Here is a 25,804-nt window from a genome sequence, read left to right on the forward strand (position 1 = left end):
AAACACCAACTTACTTAATAAAGCGAATTGACGTGTTTGACTCTCGTGTAAGACTTCAATTTTTTTGAAAGTCTCCAGCGAGCGCCCACACAAATTATCTGATTATCTATTTTAAAGAGCGTTGCTAATTCCACTTACAGCAGCCTGAGACCCTGTCCGTGTCAGCAAGGAGGCGTATATTACCACTTTAATAATTTAATGCAAGAGAATAAACAAAAAAAACGCCATTTAATTAAATGGCGTTTTTAAAGTTTGCTATTCAGTCTTGTAAAAAAACTAAATCACTTAATTTCAAGCGCTTGAGCTTCGATCTTAGCTTTCCACTCTTCTGGACCAGTAATGTGTACCGAAGTACCACTTGCATCTACTGCAACCGTCACAGGCATATCAACAACATCAAATTCGTAAATCGCTTCCATTCCCAATTCAGGGAAAGCAATAACTTCCGCTTTTTTGATTGCTTTAGATACTAAATAAGCAGCTCCACCAACAGCCATCAAGTAAACAGCACCAAATTCTTTAATCGCTTCAACAGCTACCGGACCACGCTCAGACTTACCTATCATCCCAAGCAAGCCAGTCTTATCAAGAATGGTTCTAGTAAATTTATCCATGCGAGTTGCCGTTGTCGGGCCAGCAGGACCAACTGCCTCATCTCGCACTGGATCAACAGGACCTACGTAGTAGATAAAACGCCCTTTCAAATCTACCGGCAATTCTTCGCCGTTGGCCATCATTTCGACCATTTTCTTATGGGCAGCATCACGACCTGTTAGCATTTTACCGTTTAATAGAATCGTTTCACCCGGCACCCAATCTTTAACTTGCTCAGGGGTAATCTCATTCAAATTAACACGGCGAACACTTTCACCCACTTCCCAAGTCACTTCAGGCCAATCATCTAATGATGGCGGAACCAAGTCAGCAGGACCAGAACCATCCAAAACAAAATGAGCATGACGAGTTGCTGCACAGTTTGGAATCATTGCGACAGGCAAAGATGCCGCATGAGTTGGGTAATCTTTGATCTTCACATCAAGGACAGTTGTTAAACCACCTAAGCCTTGAGCACCAACACCGAGGTTATTCACCGCTTCAAAGATAGCAAGACGTAATTCTTCTACACGATTCTCTGGCCCACGAGCTTGCAGCTCATGAATATCAATGGGCTCCATCAATGATTCTTTAGCCAAAACCATCGCTTTTTCAGCTGTACCGCCAATACCTATACCCAACATACCTGGAGGACACCACCCTGCCCCCATAGTTGGAACCGTCTTCTTAACCCACTCAACAATATCATCACTTGGATTCAGCATCGCCAACTTGGACTTATTCTCAGAGCCACCACCCTTCGCTGCCACGTGAACATCTACCGTATCACCAGGAACAACCTCCATATGAATCACTGCTGGAGTGTTATCTTTGGTATTTTTACGAGCACCTGCTGGATCATCCAAGATAGAGGCACGCAAAACATTATCAGGATGAAGATAAGCACGACGCACACCTTCATTGATCATATCAGCGACACTTTTTGAACTTTCCCACTGAACATTCATACCTATTTTTACGAAGACGGTAACAATCCCAGTATCCTGACATATTGGGCGTTTACCTTCGGCACACATGCGAGAGTTAATAAGAATCTGCGCCATTGAATCTTTGGCCGCCTTACTTTCTTCCCTCTCATAGGCTTCATGAAGTGCTTTAACAAAATCTAACGGGTGATAATAAGAAATGAATTGCAATGCATCCGCAACGCTATCCACCAAATCACTTTCTTTAATAATGCTCATGCTTCTCTCCTGCTGAGTATTACAACTTTATGAAAACGAAATGGTAAAAGATGCAGCCACGCAAAGAAAGGTTTTACATGAACATAAAACAAATATACCCCTCATCAACCGAATGAATGAGGGGTATACGAAAAACAAAAATTTAGAAAAAGACTGAAAGCTAGCTTACTTTTTGCTTTCTCTCTGTTTTAGGCTTCTGCACTGAGTGCTGAATGTATTCTTCCAAAATATCAGCTGTGAATTTTTCGCGCTCAGTTAGGGAAGTGATTTTTTCAGCCTCCCAATTAATTAAGCGAATAAACACAGAGTACTTTTTAACATAACCAAAACCGACATCACGGACACTAAGACCGTTAGAATCCATAAGGTACATCACCTGCTCTAGATTCTTTTGCGCCTCAAACTGACCACCCTCACTCGCTGCAACCAACAACCCCTGAATACGCTCTAACGGAGATTCCGTTGGCTGAGTCGATTTCTGAGCAACACTTGATGACAAAAACTTATCAAGCATTTCCTCTGTAAAAAACTCACGCTTTTGAACATCTTCAATAAGCGCAGACTCACGCTCAAGCAAACGAATAAATAAACTCTTATTTTTGATATCCGAAAACTCTAAATCCTTAAGAGATAAAGCGTTCTCCTCCATGATTTCGATCACTTTCGAATAAGATGCAGCCGCTTCATCACCAACAGAAACAGCACTTATCAGATGACCGCGAAGATCATGCATCACTTTAGCCGCTTGATAATCTTCTTTACGCTTCAAATGACTTTCATAAGCCAACTTATTTTCCACCAGCTGCTGACTCAACTGATCAAAACCATGAGCAGCCTCTTGCTCATCTTTCATGCTGGAAACACGAATTTTAGAGCAACTCTCCTCCCAAGCCTCATAGGATTTCGCCCTAGCTTTAAAAGCTCTTTCCATTGCCTCCTCAAAGCTCCGCTCGATTTCCGCTCTTTTGGCACGCTCTTGAGTTTCCATTAACTCAAGCTCATGACGTTTCTGCTTTTTGAGTTGCAAATTCTCTTCTGCCAAGGACAACTGAAAAGTCAAATTTTCAATATCTGTCTGGGCTTTCAGCTCGTCATAATCAGCTAACTCTTCATATACTTTCTGCCAATATACATTGTCAGCAAAAGGAGCCGATGGATCACTGTTTGAACCCTGCTTTTTAAGCCTATCAGCATAAGCACCAGGCTCGAAACGAAACACATCCGATGCATCAATAACATTATCATTGGCCGATACAGTTTCAGGCTCAACATCCGATTCGGTCAAACTTTCATCCTCAACAACAAGTTTTTCATTAGTCGCACTTTCTTGATAGCTAGCATCGCCCACCAATTCATCATTTAAACTTTCAGGAGCAGCATCACTTTGCTCTGAAGCAGCATCTTGACTAGTCGAATTTAAAGAATCATCAGAACCATAGGAGCCACTCAAATCCATATCATCTAAAATCGTTGGAGCTGACTCATAAGCCCTGCTAGGGTCATAGGCCTTTTCACTGAAGCGACGCTGATATACAGGTTGCTGAGAAGAAGACTCTGATTTGCTCTCTTTGGTAAACTTAGGAGAAGCACCACCCCAGCTAACTTTATAAAGCATCGAGCGATCACATAACTGCAAGATCGGCAGTTCTCGCTGGGCGATTTCATATAATCTAATCAGAGACTCTGCATGACGAAGCGCCATGGTAGATTCACTAGAATTGGATGAAGTTGCTAAATTCAACAGTTTAACAACTTTCTGTATGGCCTTTTTTCTTCTGCGTATGCTCATAAAACATGCTTTCCAGTCAGCTAAATTCCATCACAACTTTTAAAATCAATGCGCACCAAACTAAATAAAGTAAGAAGCACATAATTTGTATTTACAGCCAAAAAAGCAAAAACCTAGCCAACTCTAAAAAGGTCTTTAAAAACAAAAGCATAAGATTTAAAAAAGTCTAACACACTGGCCTAAACCGACAATATCAGGCACCCGTTTGCCCAATACGGCAATCATTGCCTCCCCTCACATAAATCATTTTATCTTCAATGTTTTTTATTCGCTATTTAGTGATCATTAAGCAGTACAAACTTCAAGTCAGCTATTTACAAAAAAGGCTTTCATAAGCACTATTAGCGACTTTACTTAAACAATCATATAAGAGACTCGGAGCCCGCATGTCCACAGTGCAATGCATTCTAGATGCAAAAGCCAAACTAGCCGAATGCCCTCGTTGGGACGAAGACACCCAAACCCTCTACTTTGTTGATATTGATTCATTTCAACTACACGCTTACACATTAGCTTCGAAAGAGCTAAAAACACGCACTTTCGATGAAGAAATAGGCTGCTTTTCTTTATCTAGCCAAGGTGGATTCATTGCCGCTTTTCGATCTGGGGTTTATACCTTCTCGGACTTTGACGCAGAGTTAGAACCCTACTGGCTAGCAACATACGACCAAACCAACACAAGATTTAATGACGGCCGCTGCGACGCAAAAGGTCGCTTCCTAGCGGGAACCATGTACAGCCCGAAAGATGCGTTTAAAGGTGCACTTCATCAGTTCAGCCAAAACAAAGAGACGCTACTTGATCAGGCAGCTTGGACATCCAATGGGCTAGCATTTTCGCCTGATAACAAAACAATGTATTACTCAGATACACCTAACCATATTGTTTACAAGTTTGATTATGACCTTGAAACAGGTACAGCCTCTAACAAACAAACCTTTATAGAGTTCCCTCGAGGAAATGGTCGCCCAGACGGAGCCGCAGTAGATTCTGAAGGAAACTACTGGTCCGCTCTTTACCAAGGACAACGAGTTGTTAAAATTAGTCCAAACGGTGAAATTCTAGAAGAGATACCTGTGCCAGCCATTTATCCAACTATGGTGGCATTTGGTGGCGAGGACATGAGCACACTTTTCATAAGCACTTGTCGATCTGCCCATAGCGAAGAAGAGCTAAAAGAATTCCCTCACGCCGGCGGAATCTTTGCCATAGACACCAATACAAAAGGCCAAATCGAACCTAAGTTCGCTGGCTAAACTACCATTTATTCATATAGATAAGGTTATCATGCGCGCAAGCAACTATTTATTTTCTACCCTACGTGACGCCCCAACGGATGCAGTCGTAACAAGCCACCAGCTAATGATTCGTGCTGGGATGATCCGCCAGATTTCAAAAGGCCTTTATACTTGGCTACCTACAGGACTAAAGGTTTTCCGAAAAATTGAAAACATTGTTCGAGAAGAAATGGAAAAAGCAGGGTCATTAGAAGTCATAATGCCAAGTGTGCAGCCATCCGAATTATGGGAAGAAAGTGGCCGCTGGCAGAAATACGGCCCAGAACTACTTCGCATGAAAGACCGTCACGGCAGAGACTACTGCCTTGGCCCTACACACGAAGAAGTGATTACAGACCTTGCTCGTAATGAATTGTCTAGCTACAAGCAATTACCAATGAATTTCTTCCAGATACAAACCAAATTCCGAGACGAAATTCGCCCTCGCTTTGGTGTAATGCGTTCACGCGAATTTTGTATGAAAGACGCTTACTCTTTCCATATTAGTGAAGAGTCACTACAAGAAACCTATGATGTAATGCATAAAGCATACTGTAACGTCTTTGATCGCATTGGTTTAGATTACCGACCAGTATTGGCCGACACAGGAAGCATAGGTGGCGCCTACTCACACGAATTCCACGTACTTGCCGATTCAGGTGAAGATGATATCGCCTTTAGTGATTCTTCTGACTTCGCCGCTAACGTTGAATTGGCAGAGGCTGTTTGCTTAAAAGAAGAAGCAGACCAACCAAACCAAGAACTTGAAGAAGTTTTTACACCTAACTGCAAAACCATTCCCGAAGTCGCTGAGTTTTTAAAACTTGACGTTACAAGCACAGTAAAAACCATGCTTGTCAAAGGTCAAGATGCCGACGAGAAAGATACAATAGTCGCACTTGTTCTTCGAGGCGACCACACGATCAACGAATTGAAAGTAGAAAAGCTAGATGGCATCTTATCTCCTTTTGAATTTGCAAACGAAAGCGATATCTTAGAGCAAATCGGCTGTGCCCCTGGGTCAATTGGACCAAAAGGCCTAAAAGAAAAAGGCATTCGCGTTATTGCTGATCGCACGGCAGCAACTATGTCTGACTTCTGCGCTGGCGCGAACAAAGACGACTACCATTACACAGGCCTAAACTGGCAGCGTGACGGCATTGATCACGACATTGCCGACCTTCGTAATGTCGTAGAGGGTGATCCCTCTCCAGATGGTAAGGGAACCATCGTTATTAAACGTGGTATTGAAGTCGGTCACATATTCCAACTAGGCAAACAATACGCCGAAGCCTTAAATGCCACAGTATTAGATGAAAACGGCAAAGCACAAGTGATGCAAATGGGCTGTTACGGTATTGGTGTATCTCGTATTGTTGCTTCTGCCATCGAACAAAACTTTGATGAAAAAGGCATTGTTTGGCCAGAAAGCATAGCGCCATTTGATCTCGCCATTATCGCCATGAATTACGATAAATCCGAAGCGGTACGTGAAGAATGCGAGCGTTTGTACTCCGAGCTAACAGCTCAAGGTCTAGACGTATTGCTTGACGATAGAAAAGAGCGCCCTGGTGTAAAATTTGCCGACTGCGAATTATTGGGCATTCCGCATCGACTCGTCGTTGGCGACAAAGGTCTTGCGAAAGATCAACTAGAATACAAATCTCGTAAAGCTGGCGAGAACCAAGATATCGCCAGAGCAGATGCTGTAGAGTTTATTGTCAACGCTAAAAAATAAACCCTATAACCTGACGGCAGCACTCGCTCCGTCAGGTTTGCTTTTCCCCAATCAAATACGTTCGTTTCTTAAAAGGACATGGCCATGACGACTATTTACCACAACCCTCGCTGCTCAAAATCCCGTCAAACACTACAGTTACTCGAAGAGAACAATATCCAAGCAGATGTTCGCCTTTATCTACAAGACACACCAAGTAAAGAAGAGCTAGAAACTTTATTAGCTCAACTTGGCATATCTCCCCTTGAATTAATGCGTACCAAAGAGGCCGTATACAAAGAGTTAGGCCTAACGAAAGACTCTTCTGATGTAGAGCGCCTACAGGCAATGCAAGATCACCCAAAACTCATTGAAAGACCTATTGTCATCCATAACAACAAGGCAAAATTAGGTCGCCCTCCAGAAAATGTATTGGAGCTCTTCAAATGAGTGAAGGCAATTACATCCTTATTCTCTTCTATAGTCGACACGGCTCTATTGCCGAAATGGCGAAACATATAGCGAGAGGTGTGAATAAAGTGGCAGGGATAGAAGCCAAAATCAGACAAGTCCCCAACGTCTCGGATACTACAGAAATTGCTTCTCCTGCCATACCAGATGAAGGCGCCCCTTACTGCACACTAGAAGAATTGGCAGACTGTTCAGGGCTTGCCTTAGGCTCTCCTTCTTACTTTGGCAGCATGGCCGCACCTCTAAAGCATTTCATCGACCAGACCTCTACCCTATGGTTAACTGGCCGTCTAATAGACAAACCAGCTTGCGGCTTTACCAGCGCCAGTACATTACATGGCGGGCAGGAACAATGCCTCCATAGTATGATCACACCACTACTTCATCACGGCATGATATGGATGGGACTACCCTACAAGAATAAGGAACTCATTAGCACCGCTACAGGCGGAACACCATATGGTGCCAGTCATCTTGCTAACGACACTCAAGAAACATCATTAAGCGATGAGGAACAAAAGCTTTGTGAAGCACAAGGCATAAGAATCGCAGAAATGGCCCTTAAGCTAGGGAAGTAAACCTCTCCAAATTCTTAACACAAAAAAACGCGTTATCTACCTCAATAGATAACGCGTTTTTTGTGACTTTAAATATATGGGCCTTAATATCTTGGCAATTCAACCCCTTTAAAAAGGGCTTCAACATCTTGCCTATTACCAGCTTCCATGGCGGCCATTACAACGTCTTTAGTTAAATGTGGAGCAAAGGATTCAATAAACTTATACATATAACCACGAATAAAAGTATTACTACGAATACCTATTTTAGTGCAGCTATCTTCAAAAAGATGAGACGCATCTAGCTCCACCAAGTCTGCGTCCTGAACTTCGTCATAAGCCATAGATGCAACAATACCGACTCCCAAACCTAAACGCACATAGGTTTTGATGACATCCGAGTCTGCCGCTGTAAACACAACATTTGGCCTTAGATCTTCTTTCTGGAACGCCAAGTCCAAGCGTGATCGACCAGTAAAACCAAATACATAGGTAACAATCGGATAGTCAGCCAGCGCTTTTAGAGTTAGCTTTTCAGTTTGCGCCAAGGGATGATCTTTTGGCACAACAACGGAACGGTTCCATTTATAACAAGGCAACATAATAAGATTGCTAAATTGCTCAAGGGCTTCTGTGGCAATCGCAAAATCCACTACACCATCATTAGACATTTCCGCGATTTGCATCGGTGTACCTTGGTGCATATGCAAACTAACTTCTGGGTAGCTTTCAATAAACTGATTGATCACATTAGGCAGCGCATAACGCGCTTGCGTATGGGTCGTTGCAATATCCAAAGACCCTTTACGCTCATCACTAAATTCTTTGGCTACACGCTTAATATTCTGCGTTTGACTGAGGATATCACCCGCTAAAGCAATAATCTTTTCGCCTGCAGACGTAACATGGGTTAAATGCTTGCCGCTTCGAGCAAAAACTTCGACCCCTAGCTCATCCTCTAAAAGGCGAATCTGTTTACTCACACCGGGCTGGGAGGTATATAAACTTTGAGCAGTTGCAGAGACATTCAAATCATGACGAGCCACTTCCCAAATATACTTAAGCTGCTGTAACTTCATCGCCGTCCTTATTCTAAAAAGAGTTAAAAACATAATAAAATATTCCTTTATAGAATAGTAAAAAACATCTAACCTTGCCAGCTTAATAATTTTTATGGCTTCTCAATGGATTTTCTTTGGTATATTTTGGCTGGCGCAGGTGTCGGTCTAGCAGTAGGTATAACCGGCGTGGGCGGCGGGTCTCTAATGACTCCTCTTCTTCTTTTATTCGGCTTTCCACCTCATATCGCCATTGGTACAGACTTGATGTATGCGGGTATTGCTAAAAGCACCGGCGTAGTCATGCATGCAAAGCGCGGTAATGTTAACTGGAAAGTGGTTACAGCCATGGCCTCTGGCAGTATTCCAGCATCCCTTATTACCATTTGGTTACTGTCGCAATTCGAAAAACCAGATCATTACCAAGAAATACTAACTAGCTCCCTAGGTTTGATGTTAATCATTACCGCCATCGTCATTCTATTTAGGGCAAAAATAAGTGCTAACTTAAACCTAAATATGTCGAGTAATCAAAGCTCCAAGTTGATTTTTATTTGCGGCCTTTTCCTAGGTATTTTTGTGACACTCACGTCTGTTGGTGCTGGAGCCCTAGGCACCGCCTTTATGATGATTTTGTTCCCTCTCATGCGGGCAAAGAACATTGTTGGGACAGATCTAGCACATGCCGTTCCACTCACCCTTGTCGCTGGTGTGGGTCATCTATTCTTAGGGAACATTGACTACGGTTTATTAGTCGCTCTACTGATAGGCTCAATACCTACCATTTATATCGGTACCCGTATTGCTGGCCATGTTCCTAACCATATTTTGCAAATGGTACTGTCGACCGCACTTTTATCTTTCGGAGTAAAGTACCTTTTCTTCTAAAAAGTAAAAAAACTACGTTTTACGGTTCATTCGCAGCGCAAAACAGGATATTGTACGCCGCATAAAAAAACACCAGTAATGTACAGGAATCCTCTTAATGAGCAATGCACGTCTTGAAGACTTAAATATCGCCTCTTTCTCGTCTTTAGTAACACCTACAGAACTTAAGAAAGAACTACCTATCAGCGAGACAGTTAGCAACCATGTCTCAGCCTCTCGTGAAGTCATCAAAAACATCATGGATGGCAAAGATCATCGCTTAGCAATTGTTATCGGACCATGCTCTATACATGACCCCGAAGCAGCACTTGATTATGCAAAGCGACTGAAGGTTCTTGCGGAGAAGTTAGACGATACCCTGTATATCATCATGCGTGCATATTTTGAAAAACCTCGTACAACGGTTGGTTGGAAAGGTTTAATCAATGATCCAAATCTAGACGGCACATTCGATATCAATAAAGGTATTCGTATTGGTCGTAAATTACTGATCGATTTAGCTGAACAAGGCTTACCTCTTGCAACTGAAGCATTGGATCCAATTTCACCTCAGTACATCCAAGACCTAATCAGTTGGTCTGCGATTGGTGCTCGTACCACTGAGTCACAGACTCACCGTGAAATGGCATCAGGCCTTTCCGGCCCTGTAGGCTTCAAAAACGGTACAGATGGTTCAATGAAAGTTGCTGTAAATGCTATGCAGTCTGTTTCCCATGGCCACTCTTTCCTTGGCATTAACGAAGAAGGGCAAGTTAGTATCGTCAACACCAAGGGTAATGCTTATGGCCACCTAGTACTTCGTGGTGGTAACGGCAAGCCAAACTACGATGCAGAACATGTGGCTAAAAGTGAAGAAGCTCTTACTGCAGCAAACTTGAAACACAACATTATGGTTGATTGCTCCCATGAGAATTCGAACAAGCAGCCTGAGAAACAAGTGACTGTAACGGAAGACTCAACTCAGCAAATCCTTGATGGTAACCACTCTATTATGGGATTAATGATCGAAAGTAACATTGGCTGGGGCAACCAGAAAGTGCCTGCTAATTTATGTGACCTAGAATACGGCGTGTCTATTACAGACGCTTGTATTGATTGGGAAGCAACAGAGAAAAGTCTAACGACTATGGCAAATGCATTACGCGACGTATTGCCAAAGCGTAAGCGCTCTTAATAAATAAAAAACTCGTAATAAAAAAGGGTTAATCTGAGAAGATTAACCCTTTTTTATGTCTTTCTACTTTCTAATCTGGCATCAAAGCTAATCAGGTATATAAGCCAATCAAACATCAAACCCGACAATTACATGAAAGCGTTATCCGTCACAGTGTGATCCGTAGAATCTTTAACAGCCGTTAATGCTGGCACTTTCTCAATAAGCGTTTTCTCAACACCTTCTTTCAGCGTTAGATCTACCGCACTACAACCTTGGCAGCCACCACCAAATTTAAGCACAGCAACACTACCGTCCAACACTTCAACCAAACTCACTTCACCACCGTGGGAAGCCAAACCTGGATTAATATCAGAATATAAAACGTAGTTTATTTGATCTTCAATCGGGCTATCTTCAGTAACTTTAGGCATCTTGGCATTAGGAGCCTTGATGGTTAATTGCCCACCCATTTTCTCAGTCGCATAATCAACAAATGCTTCATCTAAGAAATTAACAGACATTTTTTCAATGTAAACTTTCAACTTAGGGAGGTTTAATATTTCGTCAGTAGGGTTCACTTCATCTGGTCGACAGTAAGCAAGGCAGGTTTCTGCATGGGGTGTGCCCGGTTGCTGAATAAAAATACGTACAGCAATCCCTTCAACACCTTGTTTTTCAAGCAGAGAGGATAAGTATTCTTGTGCCCCATCTGTAATAGTAATATTCATATATACCCTTCTAAATATTCATAACAATCAATGCACCTATATTACCGCAGTTCCCCAACAAAAAACAAAGACCCAGTAAAAAACTAAGGTATTTTTCGGCATTTTTGCCACCCACTTGAGACCCGTTCTCAAACACTGAAAGATTAATAAGGCTTATTAGCAAAACCGCTAAAGATATAGATAAATATTCATTTTTAGAATAAAGGATGTTTGCTATTATAAGGCAACTAAAATTTATCAATCACGGTTCATAATCACTATGTATCAATACGACGCCATTGACCAACAACTTGTTGAAGAGCGTGTAGCGCAGTTTCGCGACCAAACACGACGCTTCTTAAACAATGAATTACCTGAGTTAGAATTCTTGCCGCTTCGTCTGCAAAACGGCCTATACGTTCAGCGCCACGCGCCAATGTTACGTATCGCTATTCCTTACGGTATGCTCTCTAGTACTCAATTAAGAAGACTTGCTGACATTAGCTGTCGTTATGACCGCTCTTACGGTCATTTCAGTACACGTCAGAACTTACAATTAAACTGGCCAAAACTAGAAGACGTGCCAGACATATTAGCTGAATTAGCTGAAGTTCAAATGCACGCAGTACAAACCAGTGGTAACTGTATTCGTAATACGACAACAGACCAATATGCTGGTGTTATTTCTGATGAGGTTGTTGACCCCCGCCCTTACTGTGAGCTGATTCGTCAATGGTCTACGTTCCACCCAGAATTTGCCTTCTTACCTCGTAAATTCAAAATTGCAGTGAACGCAACAGAGTCTGCTGACCGTGCAGCGACTCAAGTTCATGACATTGGCTTACACATTAAAAAGAACGAAGCTGGTAACATAGGTTTTAAAGTCATTGTCGGTGGCGGCCTTGGTCGTACTCCTATGATTGGCGTGACCATCAGCGAGTTTATAGCTCGCGAGGACATCCTAACTTACCTAGACGCTATTATTCGTGTTTATAACCAAAACGGTGACAGAAAAAACAAGTATAAAGCGCGTATTAAAATCTTAGTGAAAGCGTTAGGTATAGAAGATTTCCGTTCTCGTGTAGACGCAGAATGGGCTCATCTAAAAGGTAAAGAAGGTACTGTACCAACAAGCGAATTTGACAGACTAGCAAACTTCTTCAGCGAACCTGCTTATGAAGCATTAAGTGATCAGCCTGATACCCTAACGAGTAAACTAGCTGACAGTGCCGGCTTTGCCCGATGGTATGAGCGCAATACCTTTGCCCATAAAAAAGCTGGCTATCGCATTGTCACTCTATCACTGAAAAAAGCCGGTCAAGCACCCGGTGATGCAACTGCAGAGCAAATGCAAAAAGCCGCTGATCTAGCTGACAAATATAGCCTTGGTGAACTTCGCGTTACTCATGAGCAAAACCTTGTTCTTGCAGATGTTCGTCAAGACCAATTGGCAGAGTTATGGGACGCAGCAAAAGAAGCTGGTTTTGCAACACCTACCCTAGGCCTACTAACGGATATGATTTGTTGCCCCGGTGGTGACTTCTGCGCATTAGCGAATGCAAAATCAATCCCTATTGCCGCTCAAATCCAAGATACCTTCAACGATCTTGACTACCTACATGATCTAGGTGAAATTGACTTGAATATTTCAGGTTGTATGAACGCTTGTGGTCATCACCATGTGGGCAACCTAGGTATTTTAGGTGTTGATAAGAAAGGCGAAGAGTTCTATCAAGTTTCTATTGGTGGTGCGTCTGGCCACGATGCGAGCATTGGTAAAATCATTGGCCCTTCTTTTGCCGAAGAAGAAATCAGCTACGTTCTCCAACAAATATTGGATGTTTACGTAAACAACCGTTTCGAAGATGAACGCTTCATCGATACCTATCGCCGTCTTGGCATCAAACCATACAAAGAGGCCGCTTATGCCAAAGCTAATTAAAAACGGAGAAATTATCGACAACCCGTTCACTTGGTTGCAAGACGCTGAACAAACTGCAACAGCAGAGCACATTGTACCAGTACAAAAATGGCTTTCAGAGAAAGACAGTATTGGCGAAGTTGCTGGTGTTTGGTTAGACGCTGGAGAAGGCGTTGAATGTTTAGAAGGTGTTGACCTTAGCCAATTCAAAGTAATCGGCGTTAACTTCCCTGCTTTCGCAGACGGCCGCGGTTTTAGCTACGCTCGTCTTCTCAAAGAAAGACTAAATTACCAAGGTGAGATTAGAGCATTGGGTAACTTTATCCCAGATCAACTTGGTTATTTATTACGCGTTGGTTTTACTAGCTTTGATTTTCCAGAATCTATTGATCTTGAAAAAGCACTTGCTTTGCACAGCCCTTTCACTGTTGCATACCAAGGCGATGTACATGACCCGAGGCCTATATTTTTACGCCGCTAAGGCAAAAAATAGACTTCTATTCTGTAAAAGGCCATTTCGATGGCCTTTTTCTATTGCGTATTCAATCACCGATGATTATCGTACTAAAGGATTAAAGTGATTGATTATTAAAGGAACTCACAACGTGTCTAAAAAACGCTTTACAGGCTTACTTATTGGCGCCCTTCTTTCTAGCGCCGCCCAAGCGACTACCCTATATGTTTCAGATATCCAATTCGTTTCTATTCGTGAAGGTGTTAGCAACAATACCAGAGCGGTAGAAAGAGGCCTAAAAAGTGGTACGCCGCTGGAGCTAATAGAACAAAGTAATGGTTACACCAAGGTTCGTACGCCATCAGGAAATGAAGGCTGGGTAGCAGATTATTTTCTCAGTGAGACACGCGTTAGTCGAGACCAACTTCTCCGCCTTGAAAATCGCTTAACTACAAGTGCGGAAACCAACAACACACTTACCGAGTCACTTAACGAAAGTCAGCAGACCATAGCTGAGTTAAACGAAGTGAAAGCACTACTGGAACAAGAAAACAGCTCATTAAAGCAACAGTTAGAAGAAGGCTATAAAATCACCGAACAAGCGCAAGTTATCGTGGCTGAAAATGAAAGCACTAGCTATCAAATTGAAAGCTATAAGCAGCAAGCTGAGATTTCAACACAACAACTACAAAGCGCTCAGGATAATAGCCAGCAATATTGGTTCTTAATAGGTGTGGGAACATTGTTCTCTGGACTTTTATTAGGCGTGCTACTGCCATCTTTAAAACGCAAGAAGAAAACCTCTGACACTTGGTTCTAATGACTAGCTCTAGTGACTAATTCTAACTAAAGGTACTGTATGGAAGCATCAATCGTTCACTCCTTCTTTCTGATTTTTGCAGGAGCCGCCGTTGTTGCTTCCATAGCACTCTACACCAGACAACCTATGTTGATTGCCTATATAGCATTAGGCGTACTTTTTGGTCCTTCCGTTTTATCTTTAATAGATGAACCTAAGCTCATGGATGAAATGAGCCATATAGGCATCATATTCTTGCTGTTCTTGCTGGGTTTGGATATGCAACCCAGTCACCTACTCAACATGCTTAAAAAAGCTTCTTGGATCGCTTTACTCAGTTCAGCAGCCTTCGCACTTTTAGGTTACAGTGTCGCCCTACTTTGTGGTTACACAAACATAGAAAGCCTAGTTATTGGTGTCGCTATGATGTTCTCAAGCACCATAGTTTGTATCAAGCTTCTTCCTACCACGGTTCTACACCACAAACACACGGGTGAATTAGTCGTTGGGTTATTGTTATTGCAAGACATCATCGCTATCGCAGTATTACTTGTTCTCTATAGTATGTCTGGCAATGACGGCGACAGTCAGAACATCATGCAATACATCAAGCCCCTAATAAGCCTACCTTTGCTAGTTTGTGGCGCATTCTTATTCGTCAAATATGTGCTATTAAAACTCATCGCAAAGTTCGACCGTTTTCACGAATATATCTTTTTAGTATCCATTGGCTGGTGTTTATCTATGGCAGTACTGGCTGAAACGCTTGGCTTATCGGCTGAGATGGGTGCCTTTATTGGCGGTGTTGCCTTAGCAACCAGCCCAATATCCCAATACATAGCTACCCATTTAAAGCCACTGAGAGACTTCTTCTTAGTGTTGTTCTTCTTTTCTATTGGTGCCAGCTTCAACCTAGACCTTTTAGGACAAGTTATTATTCCAGCTCTCATTCTGGCCATTGGTTCCCTAGCAATAAAACCTGTTGTGTTTCGATACCTGCTGCAAGGCATTAAAGAAAAAGCCAGTACCTCTTGGGAAGTGGGTTTTCGACTTGGTCAAGTCAGTGAGTTCTCGTTGCTCATCGCTTATCTAGCAGCCAATATCGGTTTGATTGGCATTGAGGCATCTCACGTGATTCAGGCAACGGCCATATTAAGTTTTGCTCTATCCACTTACGTTGTCATTCTTAACTTTCCTTCGCCAATTGCCCTGTCAAACAAACTGCGTAGAGATTAATGTTTTAACGAATCTCTACGCCCTAAAATGGCTTCTTAAACATTTATCTCTATCAAAGCATCTTACCCCTTCCTTTGAGCATGAAAAATATAATAGAATAGCGCGAAAATATTTGGCTTTAGAAACTAAAAGCCATGTATAATAACGCGCAAATTTCGTCCTCAATAATTTAGAGTAATGTAATGGCTGACTTATCAAAATACAGAAACATCGGTATTTTTGCTCACGTTGACGCGGGTAAAACTACTACTACAGAGCGTATTCTTAAACTGACCGGTATTATCCATAAAATCGGTGAAGTACATGAAGGTGAATCTACAACTGACTTCATGGAACAAGAAGCTGAACGTGGTATTACCATCCAGTCTGCAGCAGTAAGTTGTTTCTGGAAAGATCACCGCTTTAACGTTATCGACACACCTGGACACGTTGACTTCACAGTAGAAGTATACCGTTCTCTAAAAGTTCTTGACGGTGGTGTTGGTGTATTCTGTGGATCTGGTGGTGTTGAGCCACAATCAGAAACTAACTGGCGCTACGCAAACGAATCTGGCGTTGCTCGTCTGATCTTCGTAAACAAACTAGACCGTCTAGGTGCTAGCTTCTACCGTGTAACTAAGCAGGTTGAAGATGTACTAGGTGCTACACCTCTTATCATGGTATTGCCAATCGGTACTGAAGATGAGTTCGTTGGTGTTGTTGACCTACTAAGCCGCAAAGCTTATGTATGGGATGATTCTGGCCAGCCAGAAAACTACAAAATCGAAGACGTTCCAGCAGACATGGTTGATCAGGTAGAAGAATACCGTGAGAAACTAGTTGAGACTGCTGTTGAGCAAGACGACGACCTAATGATGGAATACATGGAAGGTGAAGAGCCTTCTATCGAAGATATCAAGCGTTGTATCCGTACTGGTACTCGTGACCTTGCTTTCTTCCCAACTTACTGTGGTTCGGCTTTCAAAAACAAAGGTATGCAACTTCTTCTTGACGCTGTTGTTGATTACCTACCAAGCCCAACTGACGTTATCCCGCAGGATCTTACTGACGAAGAAGGTAATCCAAACGGCGAGAAAGCAATCGTTGACGCTAGCGAACCATTCCGTGCTCTTGCATTCAAAATCATGGATGACCGTTTCGGTGCTTTGACTTTCGTACGTGTTTACTCTGGTAAGATCAACAAAGGTGACACTATCCTTAACAGCTTCACAGGTAAAACTGAGCGTGTTGGCCGTATGGTTGAGATGCAAGCTGATGATCGTAAAGAAATCAACTCTGCTCAAGCTGGTGACATCTTAGCAATCGTTGGCATGAAAAACGTTCAAACTGGTCACACTCTTTGTGATACTAAGAACCCATGTACTCTTGAAGCCATGGTATTCCCAGAGCCAGTAATCTCTATCTCTGTTACTCCTAAAGATAAAGGCGGTAACGAGAAAATGGGTATTGCTATCGGTAAAATGGTTGCAGAAGATCCAACATTCCGTGTTGAAACTGACCAAGATTCTGGCGAAACCATCCTTAAAGGTATGGGTGAGCTTCACCTAGATATCAAAGTAGATATCTTGAAGCGTACTTACGGCGTAGACCTAGTTGTTGGTCAGCCTCAGGTTGCTTACCGTGAAACAATCACGAAAGAAATCGAAGATACTTACACGCACAAGAAACAGTCTGGTGGTTCTGGTCAGTTCGGTAAAATCGACTACCGCATCAAACCAGGTGAGCCAGGTTCTGGTTTCACTTTCTCTTCTTCAGTTGTGGGTGGTAACGTACCAAAAGAATTCTTCCCTGCTGTTGAAAAAGGCTTTAAGTCTATGATGGACGAAGGTGTTCTAGCTGGCTTCCCAGTACTAGACGTTGAAGTTGAGTTATACGATGGTGGTTTCCACGCCGTTGACTCCTCTGCTGTAGCCTTCGAAATCGCTGCTAAAGGCGCATTCCGTCAGTCTATCCCTAAAGCAGGCGCTCAGTTAATCGAGCCTATCATGAAGGTTGACGTGTTCACTCCTGATGATCACGTTGGTGATGTTATCGGTGACCTTAACCGTCGTCGTGGTATGATCAAAGACCAAGAGAAAGGCGTAACTGGCGTTCGTATTAAAGCAGACGTTCCTCTAGCTGAAATGTTTGGTTACATCAGTACACTTCGTACAATGACTTCTGGTCGTGGTCAATTCTCTATGGAATTCTCTCACTACCTACCATGTCCTTCTAACGTAGCTGAGACAGTAATCGCAGCAGCGAAAGAGAAAAAAGAACAGCAATAAGCTTTTCTTTAAGTTAAAAAAAACCGATGCATGAAAATGCATCGGTTTTTTTATGCCTTGAAAAACTTGCATTCAACCTTTTCTGCTACGCAGGTACAAAAAAGGAGCCAAAAGGCCCCTTTTCCAATTCATATCATCAGACTCTCTTTCATTAGAAAGGCACTGGGTACTCTCTAAAGACAGACATAATCTCAGCCATAGCATCATCATTTAATAGCATATCAAAGGCATCCATATCCTCTTTTAGCTGATCTAAAGACGTTGCACCAATAATGGTAGAAGTAACCCCATCTACTCGATCACACCAAGCCAAAGCCAGCTGAGCAGGCGTCATACCGTATTTCTTAGCAACATCAGCATAGCCTTTAACCGCATTGTTCACATGCTCTGTATCACGGAACAAGCCATGACGATGCTCCATACCCCAACGGCTGCCTTGTGGTCTGGCACCATCAATATACTTGCCAGTTAACGCACCTGCCGCCAGTGGTGACCATGGCAAATAGGCCACATCTTCATGCACACAGTTTTCAATCAGATAAGGCCAGTCTTTAGCATGTAGAAGGCTGAATTCATTTTGAATGGAAGCCACTCGCGGTAAGTCATGCTCATCGCTCAAGCGAATATATTCATTAATGCCCCAAGTCGTATCATCGGATAAACCATAATGGCGAATCTTACCAGCCTTAATACAAGTATCTATTGCTTGGAGAATTTCCAACATCTGCTCTGAATGTGCTTTTCTATCTACATCCGAGAATGTGATATGACCCGGAAAATGCTTGGCAAAATGAGGAGAAACACGATTTGGCCAATGTAGCTGATAAAGATCAATATAGTCAGTTTGTAAACGCTTTAAAGATTCGTCTACTGCAGTGATCACACCTTCCCCAGTAATTGGGCCACCGCCTCGTATATATGGTAAACCCGGCCCAGCAATCTTTGTGGCCAAAACAAACTCTTCACGGCGTGAAGGGTTTCGAGATAGCCAATCACCTATGATAGTTTCTGTTTTGCCATAAGATTCAGGTGTTGGTGGAACAGAATACATTTCTGCGGTATCAATAAAATTCACACCATTCGCTAAAGCGTAATCCAGTTGAATATCTGCATCTGCTTGAGTATTTTGCGTCCCCCAAGTCATAGTGCCTAAGCACACTCGAGAAACATCTAAACCAGTTCGGCCAAGTGGCACATATTTCATCGTTATTATCCTTTAAATTTAAATAGCACAACATTAGTAGTCTCTCGCGAGACCCTAATCACTTTTTATCTAATAAATGTTCGTAACGCTGATCTGTTAATGACTTAAGAAATGCCACCAAAGCATCTACACGGCGCTCATCAAAAGCTGGCCCTACTTCCAAGTTCTCAAAGTCAATATTCTGAGCGACTTCAGGCTCTCCCCACACTTCCCCCGTTTCAGGGTTGATAGTGCGACTTCGATTGTTGTACTTGTCATAGAACAAAATCGTGGTGCGTAAATCTTGGAATACACCATTGTGCATGTAAGGCCCTGTTACAGCGACATTGCGAAGCGTCGGTACTTTAAACTTACCCGCTTGTGTTGGATCGCTGATATCTGGGTTATCTAATAAGCCTTGGTCAATAACGCCTCCATTACGAGCCACTAAAGCAGGGTTTGCTGGCACACCAATATTGCGATACTCATAATTCGTAAAGGTTTCTTGATCAAAGAAAGGCGACTTATTTAGCTGATGACACAAATTACAGTTAGTAAATTGTGGTGAAAAGAAGAGCGTCTTACCTAGCTCTTCTTCAGGAGTAAGCTTTATCTCTCCCCTCAAAGCTCTATCGTAGCGGGAGTCAAAGGGCATAAATAAAGCCGTCTTCTCAAAAGTCGCTAGCGCATCACTAATGGCCACATAACCTTTGGGAACATCATCCAAAATACCTTCGCCATATAAATCATTGAACATGGTTACATAACGACCATTCTCTTTAACTCGTTCCACTACGGATGCTTCTGATGGCATTGCCATCTCTACTTCATTAATAAAAGGCCCTTGCGCCTGTTCAACCAATCCAGACGAGCGACCATCAAGAAACTGGCCTCCCCTATATTCGCCACTCGACATACGATGGAAAGGTGGAGCAAAAGCCGCATAAGCTGCTGACGGCGTATTTCGGCCACCAATGGATTGTCCATCACTGCCTAAAGATACCGCCCCATCTAACACATCATTTCTTTTATCCACAAAACCATTGGCCAAATCATGGCAAGTGGCACAGGATTGATTACGCTCTTTAGATAGATTGGTATCAAAAAAAAGTTGCGACCCTAATAAGGCTTTAGGATTCGTCGAAGAAATAGGCAGCTCAGCAGGAGCATTGGAAGATTTATTCACTTTTGTAGGTGGGCTTATGGGTTCACCGCACGCCGTAAGTAAAATACTAATAGGTATCAAGCTGATAAGAATACGTAGCATTATGAAAGCTCTGACTAATGAAGTGAACACCTTTAATAATACACACATAAAACCTCTAAGTCATACTATCCATAGACGCTTCAGGAACGGCTGCACTTCTAATGTGCTTCCCTAAAGCTACAATGCTCAATAAAAAAACATAGATATAAACTATTGTTTTATATTGTTTTTTTAGACTTACTTACATACTTGTTCCCTAATCTCTGGGGACAACTTACGCACCATTTATAGGCAAGGTTCACTTTTATTCCTTAGTCGCGACATAAAACTCATTGGATAAACGACTTACCCCTAAACCACTTTGTTTTGTAAGTTTAATTTGTACCGGTATGCGCTCTTTTAAGGCATTAATATGGCTAATAATACCTATGGTCTTACCAGAAGAATGAAGGTTGTCTAAAGCATCTAAAGCCGACTCAAGAGTATCGCTATCTAACGTTCCAAAGCCCTCATCTAAGAACAAGGAATCAATACTGGTTTTGTGTGAAACCAGATCAGACAAAGCCAATGCCAAAGCTAAGCTCACTAAGAAAGATTCACCACCTGAGAGGGTTTTGGTATCCCGTGATGCGTCTGCTTGCCATGTATCAACTACAGCAAGTGATAAGGCATCCGCTTGTCTTGTTAGCTGATATCGACCATGCAAAATCATCAAATGCTGATTTGCCAAATACACTAGATGATCGAGCGTTAAACTTTGTGCAAAGCGTCGGAACTTAGCGCCATCGGCAGAGCCTATCATGTAGTTTAAACGTTCAAGGTAAACTAGACTCTCACGTAACTGGTGTAACTCTTCCAAAGAGGCCAGCGCCTGTTCCCTACGCAACTTTTCTTCTGAAATTTTATTTAACACCTCACCATAACTGCGATTCAACAGCTGCCTCTGTTCTTCTAGTTGCTGAGTGAGAGTGATTAACTCATCAAGTGAGTTGGTATCTATAATGTCTTTCTCGAGTCGACCGTTCCGGTGGCTTTCCAAAGCAGCTTCAGCTTGCTTTAATAAAGTGGATTGCTGTGCTTCTAGACTTTTTAATTCTGCAGACTTTTGCTTCAAAGAAACTAGGTCGTCTTCCGATAAGCAAGCCGATTGCCAAGATGAGGTATTTTCAAAGCCTTTTAGTTGCAAGGCCTCACGCCATGCTGTTTCCGCAAGCTCTACTTCCTTTTGTAAAGTAGCGAATGATTTTTCAAGAGTTACAGAGGTAGCCGCCGCTGCCGCCAAATTTTGCTGGATCTTCTCCCTAGCCGATACATCCGCATCTAACGCTGAACGTTTAGTTTCTAATAATGATTGAGCCTCAAGACGATATTGGGCTAGAGTTTTGTCCCCTAAAATCTCAAACAAACGAACATCCACAAGCTCCAAGTCTGCTTTTAATTTGCTTAATTCTTGATGGGCCTGTTGTCGCCCTTGTGCATCATTAGTCACTTGCGATTCTAATGATGTTATTTCATAGCCCAATTGCTCCACTTTTTGCTGTTGGCTTGTTAAGTTATTTTTTGCCGCACGCCATTCTCGTAGCGAAGTTTCTAGTGCCAACAAGGAATCTTTAAGTGGCGAAGCACGAAACGGCCCAGGAACACCCGCAGCTATCATGGACTCCGTTAAAGACAAACTCCCACTACCTATGTCTTGAGCCAGCTTAGAAGACTCTGCCACCTTGCTATCGTATGATTGGCGCAACAACTGCCCCTGTGTTTCTTGCTGCTGTAGCTGCTGCTCAATATTCTGTAACTGAGCAGTCGCTCCTGCTAGTTCTTCCTCTAGTAACAAGCGTTGCTGATGTACTTTAAGTACAGATTGATTTGTCGCACATACTTGCTGCCACGCACCTTCTACAGCTTTAGAAATAGTTGTTATCAACTCATCAGAAATTCCATTTTCGAGGTTAAAATCTGGCCCGCCATAAAGCATTAAGTCTTCTAGTAAAGCCAACAATCTTGTTTCTTGCTCTGCAAGTTCATTCACTAAGGTACCTCGTAAATCAAGGCGCACTTGTTTTTCTCGAATAGCCGCTTTTTGTTCTGAACCTAGCTGCGACCCAGAATGAACCAATTGCTCCAGTTCGGCCTTTAGCTCATCCAACCTTTGTTGTGAGTTATGTTCTATTTCCTGATGCAAAGCACGATCTAAGTCGTGTTCATTAGAGCCACACAATGGGCAATGGTCATGATCAGTCAAATTGTCTCGTAACTGATTCAATACCAGAATATGACGTTCAGCATCCACCAATTTAGCAAGATCTGAGTAATGAAGGTTTTTTTCTTTGTAGGCTTTTCTCTGTTGTATTAATTCTTGTTCTTGTGACGCAATTTGGCCTTCTAATGACTGAACAGCGTTGTCGACACTGCCAAGTTCTGTCTGCTTAGACAAATACGCTTTATATCGCTGCAGCAACTCTTGGGACTTCTGTTGATGGCTTTCCAGTTCGTGAACATACTCTTGCCATTCACCTAATTCACGCCCTCCTGCTAGGCTCGAAAAATCTAGCTGAATGCCTTTAACGCTTTGCTCTAACCCTTGAACCTTCTGAGTTTGTTGGTCTCGTTGTTCTTTGATCAGAGCAAACGAGGCTAATGCACTATCTAATGCATCTTTTGCTAAGTTCACTTCTGACGTCAGGTTTTCCTGCGTCAGAGATTTAGCTTGAATAGATTCTTGCTGGTATTGCCAGTTTGATATTTGTGATTCTATTTGCTCAGGTTCTTGCCATTGACTGAGGCTCTGTTCACTCTGCTGACAAAACAGCTGCTCTTGTTTGAGCTTGTCTTGCAATAACGTTAATGACGCGGAGCTAGCTTGATGCTTACTTTCAAGGTCAGCATAACGCTGGTTAGCAGTTTGCAGTTGCTCATCGATACTTTGTCTACGGCTCACCATCGGCTGTATGGTTTGGTCTATGTCATCGTTAAGCGCATTCCAAGTCTGCGTTTGTGTGTCAAAGGCTGATTGAGATAGCTGTATTTTCTGCTCAATTTCTTGCAAAAAATTTTGTTGCTGAGCTTTACTCTGTATCGACTCTGACTTTTCTTGCTCGAGCTGGCTAACTTGATTCAATAACTTACTAAGTGATTCATGTTGAGGTGTTAACTCATTAGCGACTTCAGCTTTATCTAATAATGACTGCTGCGATTTAAAAGCCTCTAAGGCAACCTTTGCTTCCTGACTTTGCTGATCATGTAACGCCAGCTGAGACGATAAGGTTTGCTCTGTTTGGTACCAGTCGACACTGCTTTGATGCTGTTTAAAGCTTTTAGACAAAACATGCTCTTGCTCTTCATAATTTTTTTGCTGAGCAAGTAAGACTTGCAGTTCATCGTCACTTAATAACTGTCGCTGTTCATTTAGAGCTTCAAGTTGAAGGATTTTTTGCCGCTCAGTTTTATGCTTTTCAAATACCCATTGGGAAACTTGACCATAAATTTCAGTGCCAGTTAGCTCTTCCAATAACTCGGCTCTGTCATTTGCACTGGCATTTAAAAAAGCGGAAAAGCCACCCTGAGCTAATAGCATGGACTTAGTGAAGCGGGAAAAATCCAAGCCTGTAATGCTGGCGATCTTGTCTATCTTCTCATTTATTTTGGTAGTAATAATGGAGCCATCAGCTTCACATAACTCACAGGTCATGGGTTGCAGTTTGCCATCACTCTTGCCTCGAGCACGGCGTTGTCCCCAGAAAGCGCGATAGCCTTTTCCTTTGATTTCAAATTCCACTTCAGCAAGACACTCTGCTGTGTGGCGAGTCATCAGCTCATTTTGAGTTGGAGAAACCTTTAACCGAGGCGTTTCATGGTACAAGGCTAAGCAAATGGCATCTAATAGGGTTGATTTACCTGCTCCAGTAGGACCAACAATGGCAAATACACCAGCATCATCAAAGGGTGCTTTCGTAAAATCAATTTGCCACTCACCTTTTAAAGAGTTCAGGTTTTTGAGTCGTAATTTACAAATCTTCATAGGGATTCATTCCCCTGATTTTGCTCTTCCACTTCCTGCAAACAATCATCAAACATTTGTGTCAGTATTGTCGCTTCCGCTTCTTCAATGTCAGGATAGCCTTGTAAACTTTTTTCAAATACTTCTTTTACCGTCAATTCTGACAGGGTTTGCCTCGCCTCAAACGCCTCTTTCTTTCGTTCATTTACGCTTTTTCGCATGACACGTAATAACTCAATGGGCTGACCTTCAATAACTTCTAATAAGCGTTTGTGAACATCGCTTAGATAATCGTCTGCAATAACCGTCACTTCTAACCAAAGCGTTTTGCCTTCTGGTAACTTTCGTTCTTCTATTAAATCAGTAATTTGCGAACATAAACTTTTCAGGTTGCCGCTCATGCTTTTCATTGGTTGAAAGCAAGGAATACTGTGCAGCTGTATTGGTTCCTTTTTCTCTTCAAACAAATCTGTTGGTATCTCGTTCGCTTTATCTAGTAAATCGGTGTCTATAACCACCAGCGTTTTCTCGCGTCCCAATTCATCAAAGCTTAAAGGGATAGGCGAACCACTGTAGCGAAACTTACCGTCTTTACTTACGGCTTGAGCTCTATGTATATGACCTAGGGCGAGATAATCGAAAGGCGGGAAGACGGAAGTGGGTAATGATTCAAGCGTCCCCACATAAAGGTCACGCACTGATTCACTAGTTTGACCACCTATTGCGGTTAAGTGCCCTGTGCCGATAATAGGTACTGGTGCTTTAAGGGCTTTATTTTTTTCACATGCAAGCTCATATAGGCTCGAATAAAAGCTTTCTATTTTTTGTAACAAGCCAATTTTTTTATCTTGCTCAGATTGCCCTGATGTACTGGAAAGGACATCTTTGGGGCGTAAATACGGCACAGCACATACCCAAGCAGCTATCTCTTTTTGTTTGTTATAGAGAGGGACAATATGGGATTCGAGGTCCTCTAAACAAGCTTGACTAGTCACACTGGTATCTAGATAAGACAGCAAACTCTTAGACTCATTTAGCATACTTACTGAATCATGATTGCCCGCCACGACAACCAACTGACAATGGCAAGCTTTCATATCCAATACTAATTGATGGTACATTTCCCGGGCATAACTTGGCGGCGCCCCCGTATCAAAAATATCGCCAGCAATAATGACAGCGTCAATACTCTTTTCCACAACCAGATTTAAGAGCCAATCAATAAAGGCCAAATGTTCATCACGACGAGTTTTCCCCATGAAGTGCTGGCCGAGATGCCAATCAGAGGTATGTAAAATTTTCATGTTATGACACCAAAAAG

The 25,804-nt window shown here is 42.5% G+C and carries 19 protein-coding genes; 11 read left to right on the forward strand and 8 right to left on the reverse strand.

The window, feature by feature from the left end; genetic code table 11:
* Window positions 1-281 precede the first annotated feature (281 nt).
* Together OFY17_RS08880 and OFY17_RS08885 are read right to left on the reverse strand one after the other, a co-directional pair.
* Window positions 282-1,799, reverse strand: a complete 1,518-nt coding sequence (locus tag OFY17_RS08880) for a fumarate hydratase (RefSeq protein WP_263530371.1) — start codon at window positions 1,797-1,799, stop codon at window positions 282-284.
* Window positions 1,800-1,959: 160 nt separating this feature from the next.
* Window positions 1,960-3,588 carry a hypothetical protein gene (locus tag OFY17_RS08885; protein WP_263530372.1) on the reverse strand — a complete coding sequence of 543 codons (1,629 nt, stop codon included), beginning with the start codon at window positions 3,586-3,588 and terminating at the stop codon, window positions 1,960-1,962.
* A gap of 386 nt (window positions 3,589-3,974) precedes the next feature.
* On the opposite strand from OFY17_RS08885, the gene OFY17_RS08890 reads away from it, so the two are divergent.
* The 4 genes from OFY17_RS08890 to wrbA all read left to right on the forward strand — a co-directional run bounded on the left by OFY17_RS08890 (window position 3,975) and on the right by wrbA (window position 7,631).
* Window positions 3,975-4,844, forward strand: a complete 870-nt coding sequence (locus OFY17_RS08890) for an SMP-30/gluconolactonase/LRE family protein (RefSeq protein WP_263530373.1) — start codon at window positions 3,975-3,977, stop codon at window positions 4,842-4,844.
* Window positions 4,845-4,875: 31 nt separating this feature from the next.
* Window positions 4,876-6,603: a proline--tRNA ligase gene (locus tag OFY17_RS08895; protein ID WP_263530374.1), complete on the forward strand. Its 1,728-nt coding sequence runs from the start codon at window positions 4,876-4,878 to the stop codon at window positions 6,601-6,603.
* An 84-nt stretch (window positions 6,604-6,687) separates the two neighbouring features.
* A complete protein-coding gene (gene arsC, locus OFY17_RS08900) occupies window positions 6,688-7,032 on the forward strand; it encodes an arsenate reductase (glutaredoxin) (RefSeq protein WP_263530375.1) in 345 nt (114 codons plus the stop codon).
* Window positions 7,029-7,631, forward strand: a complete 603-nt coding sequence (gene wrbA / locus OFY17_RS08905; protein WP_263530376.1) for an NAD(P)H:quinone oxidoreductase — start codon at window positions 7,029-7,031, stop codon at window positions 7,629-7,631. The genes arsC and wrbA overlap by 4 nt, the downstream gene beginning before the upstream one ends.
* 83 nt (window positions 7,632-7,714) lie before the next feature.
* Here wrbA and cysB read toward each other — a convergent pair whose 3' ends face one another.
* A complete protein-coding gene (cysB, locus tag OFY17_RS08910; RefSeq protein ID WP_263530377.1) occupies window positions 7,715-8,689 on the reverse strand; it encodes an HTH-type transcriptional regulator CysB in 975 nt (324 codons plus the stop codon).
* A 105-nt stretch (window positions 8,690-8,794) separates the two neighbouring features.
* On the opposite strand from cysB, the gene OFY17_RS08915 reads away from it, so the two are divergent.
* On the forward strand, window positions 8,795-9,556 hold the full coding sequence (locus OFY17_RS08915; RefSeq protein ID WP_263530378.1) for a sulfite exporter TauE/SafE family protein: 762 nt from the start codon (window positions 8,795-8,797) through the stop codon (window positions 9,554-9,556).
* Window positions 9,557-9,653: 97 nt separating this feature from the next.
* On the forward strand, window positions 9,654-10,730 hold the full coding sequence (locus OFY17_RS08920; RefSeq protein ID WP_263530379.1) for a 3-deoxy-7-phosphoheptulonate synthase: 1,077 nt from the start codon (window positions 9,654-9,656) through the stop codon (window positions 10,728-10,730).
* A gap of 128 nt (window positions 10,731-10,858) precedes the next feature.
* Here OFY17_RS08920 and nfuA read toward each other — a convergent pair whose 3' ends face one another.
* The gene (nfuA, locus tag OFY17_RS08925; protein WP_263530380.1) at window positions 10,859-11,440 is read right to left on the reverse strand and encodes a Fe-S biogenesis protein NfuA; all 582 of its coding nucleotides are present in this window, start codon (window positions 11,438-11,440) and stop codon (window positions 10,859-10,861) included.
* A gap of 259 nt (window positions 11,441-11,699) precedes the next feature.
* Between nfuA and OFY17_RS08930 the strand changes: the two genes are divergently transcribed.
* From OFY17_RS08930 to fusA, 5 genes are all read left to right on the forward strand, one after another.
* Window positions 11,700-13,361, forward strand: coding sequence for a nitrite/sulfite reductase (locus OFY17_RS08930; protein ID WP_263530381.1), 1,662 nt, complete (start codon window positions 11,700-11,702; stop codon window positions 13,359-13,361).
* Entirely contained in the window at window positions 13,345-13,821 is a 477-nt protein-coding gene (locus OFY17_RS08935; protein WP_263530382.1) for a DUF934 domain-containing protein, read from the forward strand. The genes OFY17_RS08930 and OFY17_RS08935 overlap by 17 nt, the downstream gene beginning before the upstream one ends.
* A gap of 124 nt (window positions 13,822-13,945) precedes the next feature.
* Entirely contained in the window at window positions 13,946-14,614 is a 669-nt protein-coding gene (locus OFY17_RS08940) for a TIGR04211 family SH3 domain-containing protein (protein WP_263530383.1), read from the forward strand.
* 39 nt (window positions 14,615-14,653) lie between these two features.
* A complete protein-coding gene (locus tag OFY17_RS08945; RefSeq protein ID WP_263530384.1) occupies window positions 14,654-15,829 on the forward strand; it encodes a cation:proton antiporter in 1,176 nt (391 codons plus the stop codon).
* A gap of 182 nt (window positions 15,830-16,011) precedes the next feature.
* A complete protein-coding gene (gene fusA / locus OFY17_RS08950; RefSeq protein ID WP_263530385.1) occupies window positions 16,012-18,096 on the forward strand; it encodes an elongation factor G in 2,085 nt (694 codons plus the stop codon).
* 151 nt (window positions 18,097-18,247) lie between these two features.
* Here the strand turns inward: fusA and OFY17_RS08955 are convergent, their stop codons facing one another.
* The 4 genes from OFY17_RS08955 to sbcD form a co-directional block, all read right to left on the reverse strand.
* Window positions 18,248-19,300 carry an aldo/keto reductase gene (locus OFY17_RS08955; protein WP_263530386.1) on the reverse strand — a complete coding sequence of 351 codons (1,053 nt, stop codon included), beginning with the start codon at window positions 19,298-19,300 and terminating at the stop codon, window positions 18,248-18,250.
* A 58-nt stretch (window positions 19,301-19,358) separates the two neighbouring features.
* Window positions 19,359-20,546 carry a cytochrome-c peroxidase gene (locus OFY17_RS08960; RefSeq protein ID WP_263530387.1) on the reverse strand — a complete coding sequence of 396 codons (1,188 nt, stop codon included), beginning with the start codon at window positions 20,544-20,546 and terminating at the stop codon, window positions 19,359-19,361.
* Window positions 20,547-20,790: 244 nt separating this feature from the next.
* Complete coding sequence (locus OFY17_RS08965; RefSeq protein WP_263530388.1) at window positions 20,791-24,504, reverse strand: AAA family ATPase; 3,714 nt, start codon at window positions 24,502-24,504, stop codon at window positions 20,791-20,793.
* Window positions 24,501-25,787 (reverse strand): exonuclease subunit SbcD, encoded by a 1,287-nt coding sequence (sbcD, locus tag OFY17_RS08970; RefSeq protein ID WP_263530389.1) that lies wholly within the window; start codon window positions 25,785-25,787, stop codon window positions 24,501-24,503. Before sbcD ends, OFY17_RS08965 begins: the two co-directional genes overlap by 4 nt.
* Window positions 25,788-25,804 lie beyond the last annotated feature (17 nt).

Origin of the sequence: Marinomonas sargassi, from assembly GCF_025716875.1 — a bacterium.
In the GTDB taxonomy this organism is placed as follows: Bacteria; Pseudomonadota; Gammaproteobacteria; order Pseudomonadales; family Marinomonadaceae; genus Marinomonas; species Marinomonas sargassi.

Excerpts from the sequence above, each read along its gene's own strand:
- OFY17_RS08880 (WP_263530371.1), bottom strand. The coding sequence starts at position 1,799 with ATGAGCATTATTAAAGAAAGTGATTTGGTGGATAGCGTTGCGGATGCA.
- OFY17_RS08885 (WP_263530372.1), bottom strand. The coding sequence starts at position 3,588 with ATGAGCATACGCAGAAGAAAAAAGGCCATACAGAAAGTTGTTAAACTG.
- OFY17_RS08890 (WP_263530373.1), top strand. The coding sequence starts at position 3,975 with ATGTCCACAGTGCAATGCATTCTAGATGCAAAAGCCAAACTAGCCGAA.
- OFY17_RS08895 (WP_263530374.1), top strand. The coding sequence starts at position 4,876 with ATGCGCGCAAGCAACTATTTATTTTCTACCCTACGTGACGCCCCAACG.
- arsC (WP_263530375.1), top strand. The coding sequence starts at position 6,688 with ATGACGACTATTTACCACAACCCTCGCTGCTCAAAATCCCGTCAAACA.
- wrbA (WP_263530376.1), top strand. The coding sequence starts at position 7,029 with ATGAGTGAAGGCAATTACATCCTTATTCTCTTCTATAGTCGACACGGC.
- cysB (WP_263530377.1), bottom strand. The coding sequence starts at position 8,689 with ATGAAGTTACAGCAGCTTAAGTATATTTGGGAAGTGGCTCGTCATGAT.
- OFY17_RS08915 (WP_263530378.1), top strand. The coding sequence starts at position 8,795 with ATGGATTTTCTTTGGTATATTTTGGCTGGCGCAGGTGTCGGTCTAGCA.
- OFY17_RS08920 (WP_263530379.1), top strand. The coding sequence starts at position 9,654 with ATGAGCAATGCACGTCTTGAAGACTTAAATATCGCCTCTTTCTCGTCT.
- nfuA (WP_263530380.1), bottom strand. The coding sequence starts at position 11,440 with ATGAATATTACTATTACAGATGGGGCACAAGAATACTTATCCTCTCTG.
- OFY17_RS08930 (WP_263530381.1), top strand. The coding sequence starts at position 11,700 with ATGTATCAATACGACGCCATTGACCAACAACTTGTTGAAGAGCGTGTA.
- OFY17_RS08935 (WP_263530382.1), top strand. The coding sequence starts at position 13,345 with ATGCCAAAGCTAATTAAAAACGGAGAAATTATCGACAACCCGTTCACT.
- OFY17_RS08945 (WP_263530384.1), top strand. The coding sequence starts at position 14,654 with ATGGAAGCATCAATCGTTCACTCCTTCTTTCTGATTTTTGCAGGAGCC.
- fusA (WP_263530385.1), top strand. The coding sequence starts at position 16,012 with ATGGCTGACTTATCAAAATACAGAAACATCGGTATTTTTGCTCACGTT.
- OFY17_RS08955 (WP_263530386.1), bottom strand. The coding sequence starts at position 19,300 with ATGAAATATGTGCCACTTGGCCGAACTGGTTTAGATGTTTCTCGAGTG.
- OFY17_RS08960 (WP_263530387.1), bottom strand. The coding sequence starts at position 20,546 with ATGCTACGTATTCTTATCAGCTTGATACCTATTAGTATTTTACTTACG.
- OFY17_RS08965 (WP_263530388.1), bottom strand. The coding sequence starts at position 24,504 with ATGAAGATTTGTAAATTACGACTCAAAAACCTGAACTCTTTAAAAGGT.
- sbcD (WP_263530389.1), bottom strand. The coding sequence starts at position 25,787 with ATGAAAATTTTACATACCTCTGATTGGCATCTCGGCCAGCACTTCATG.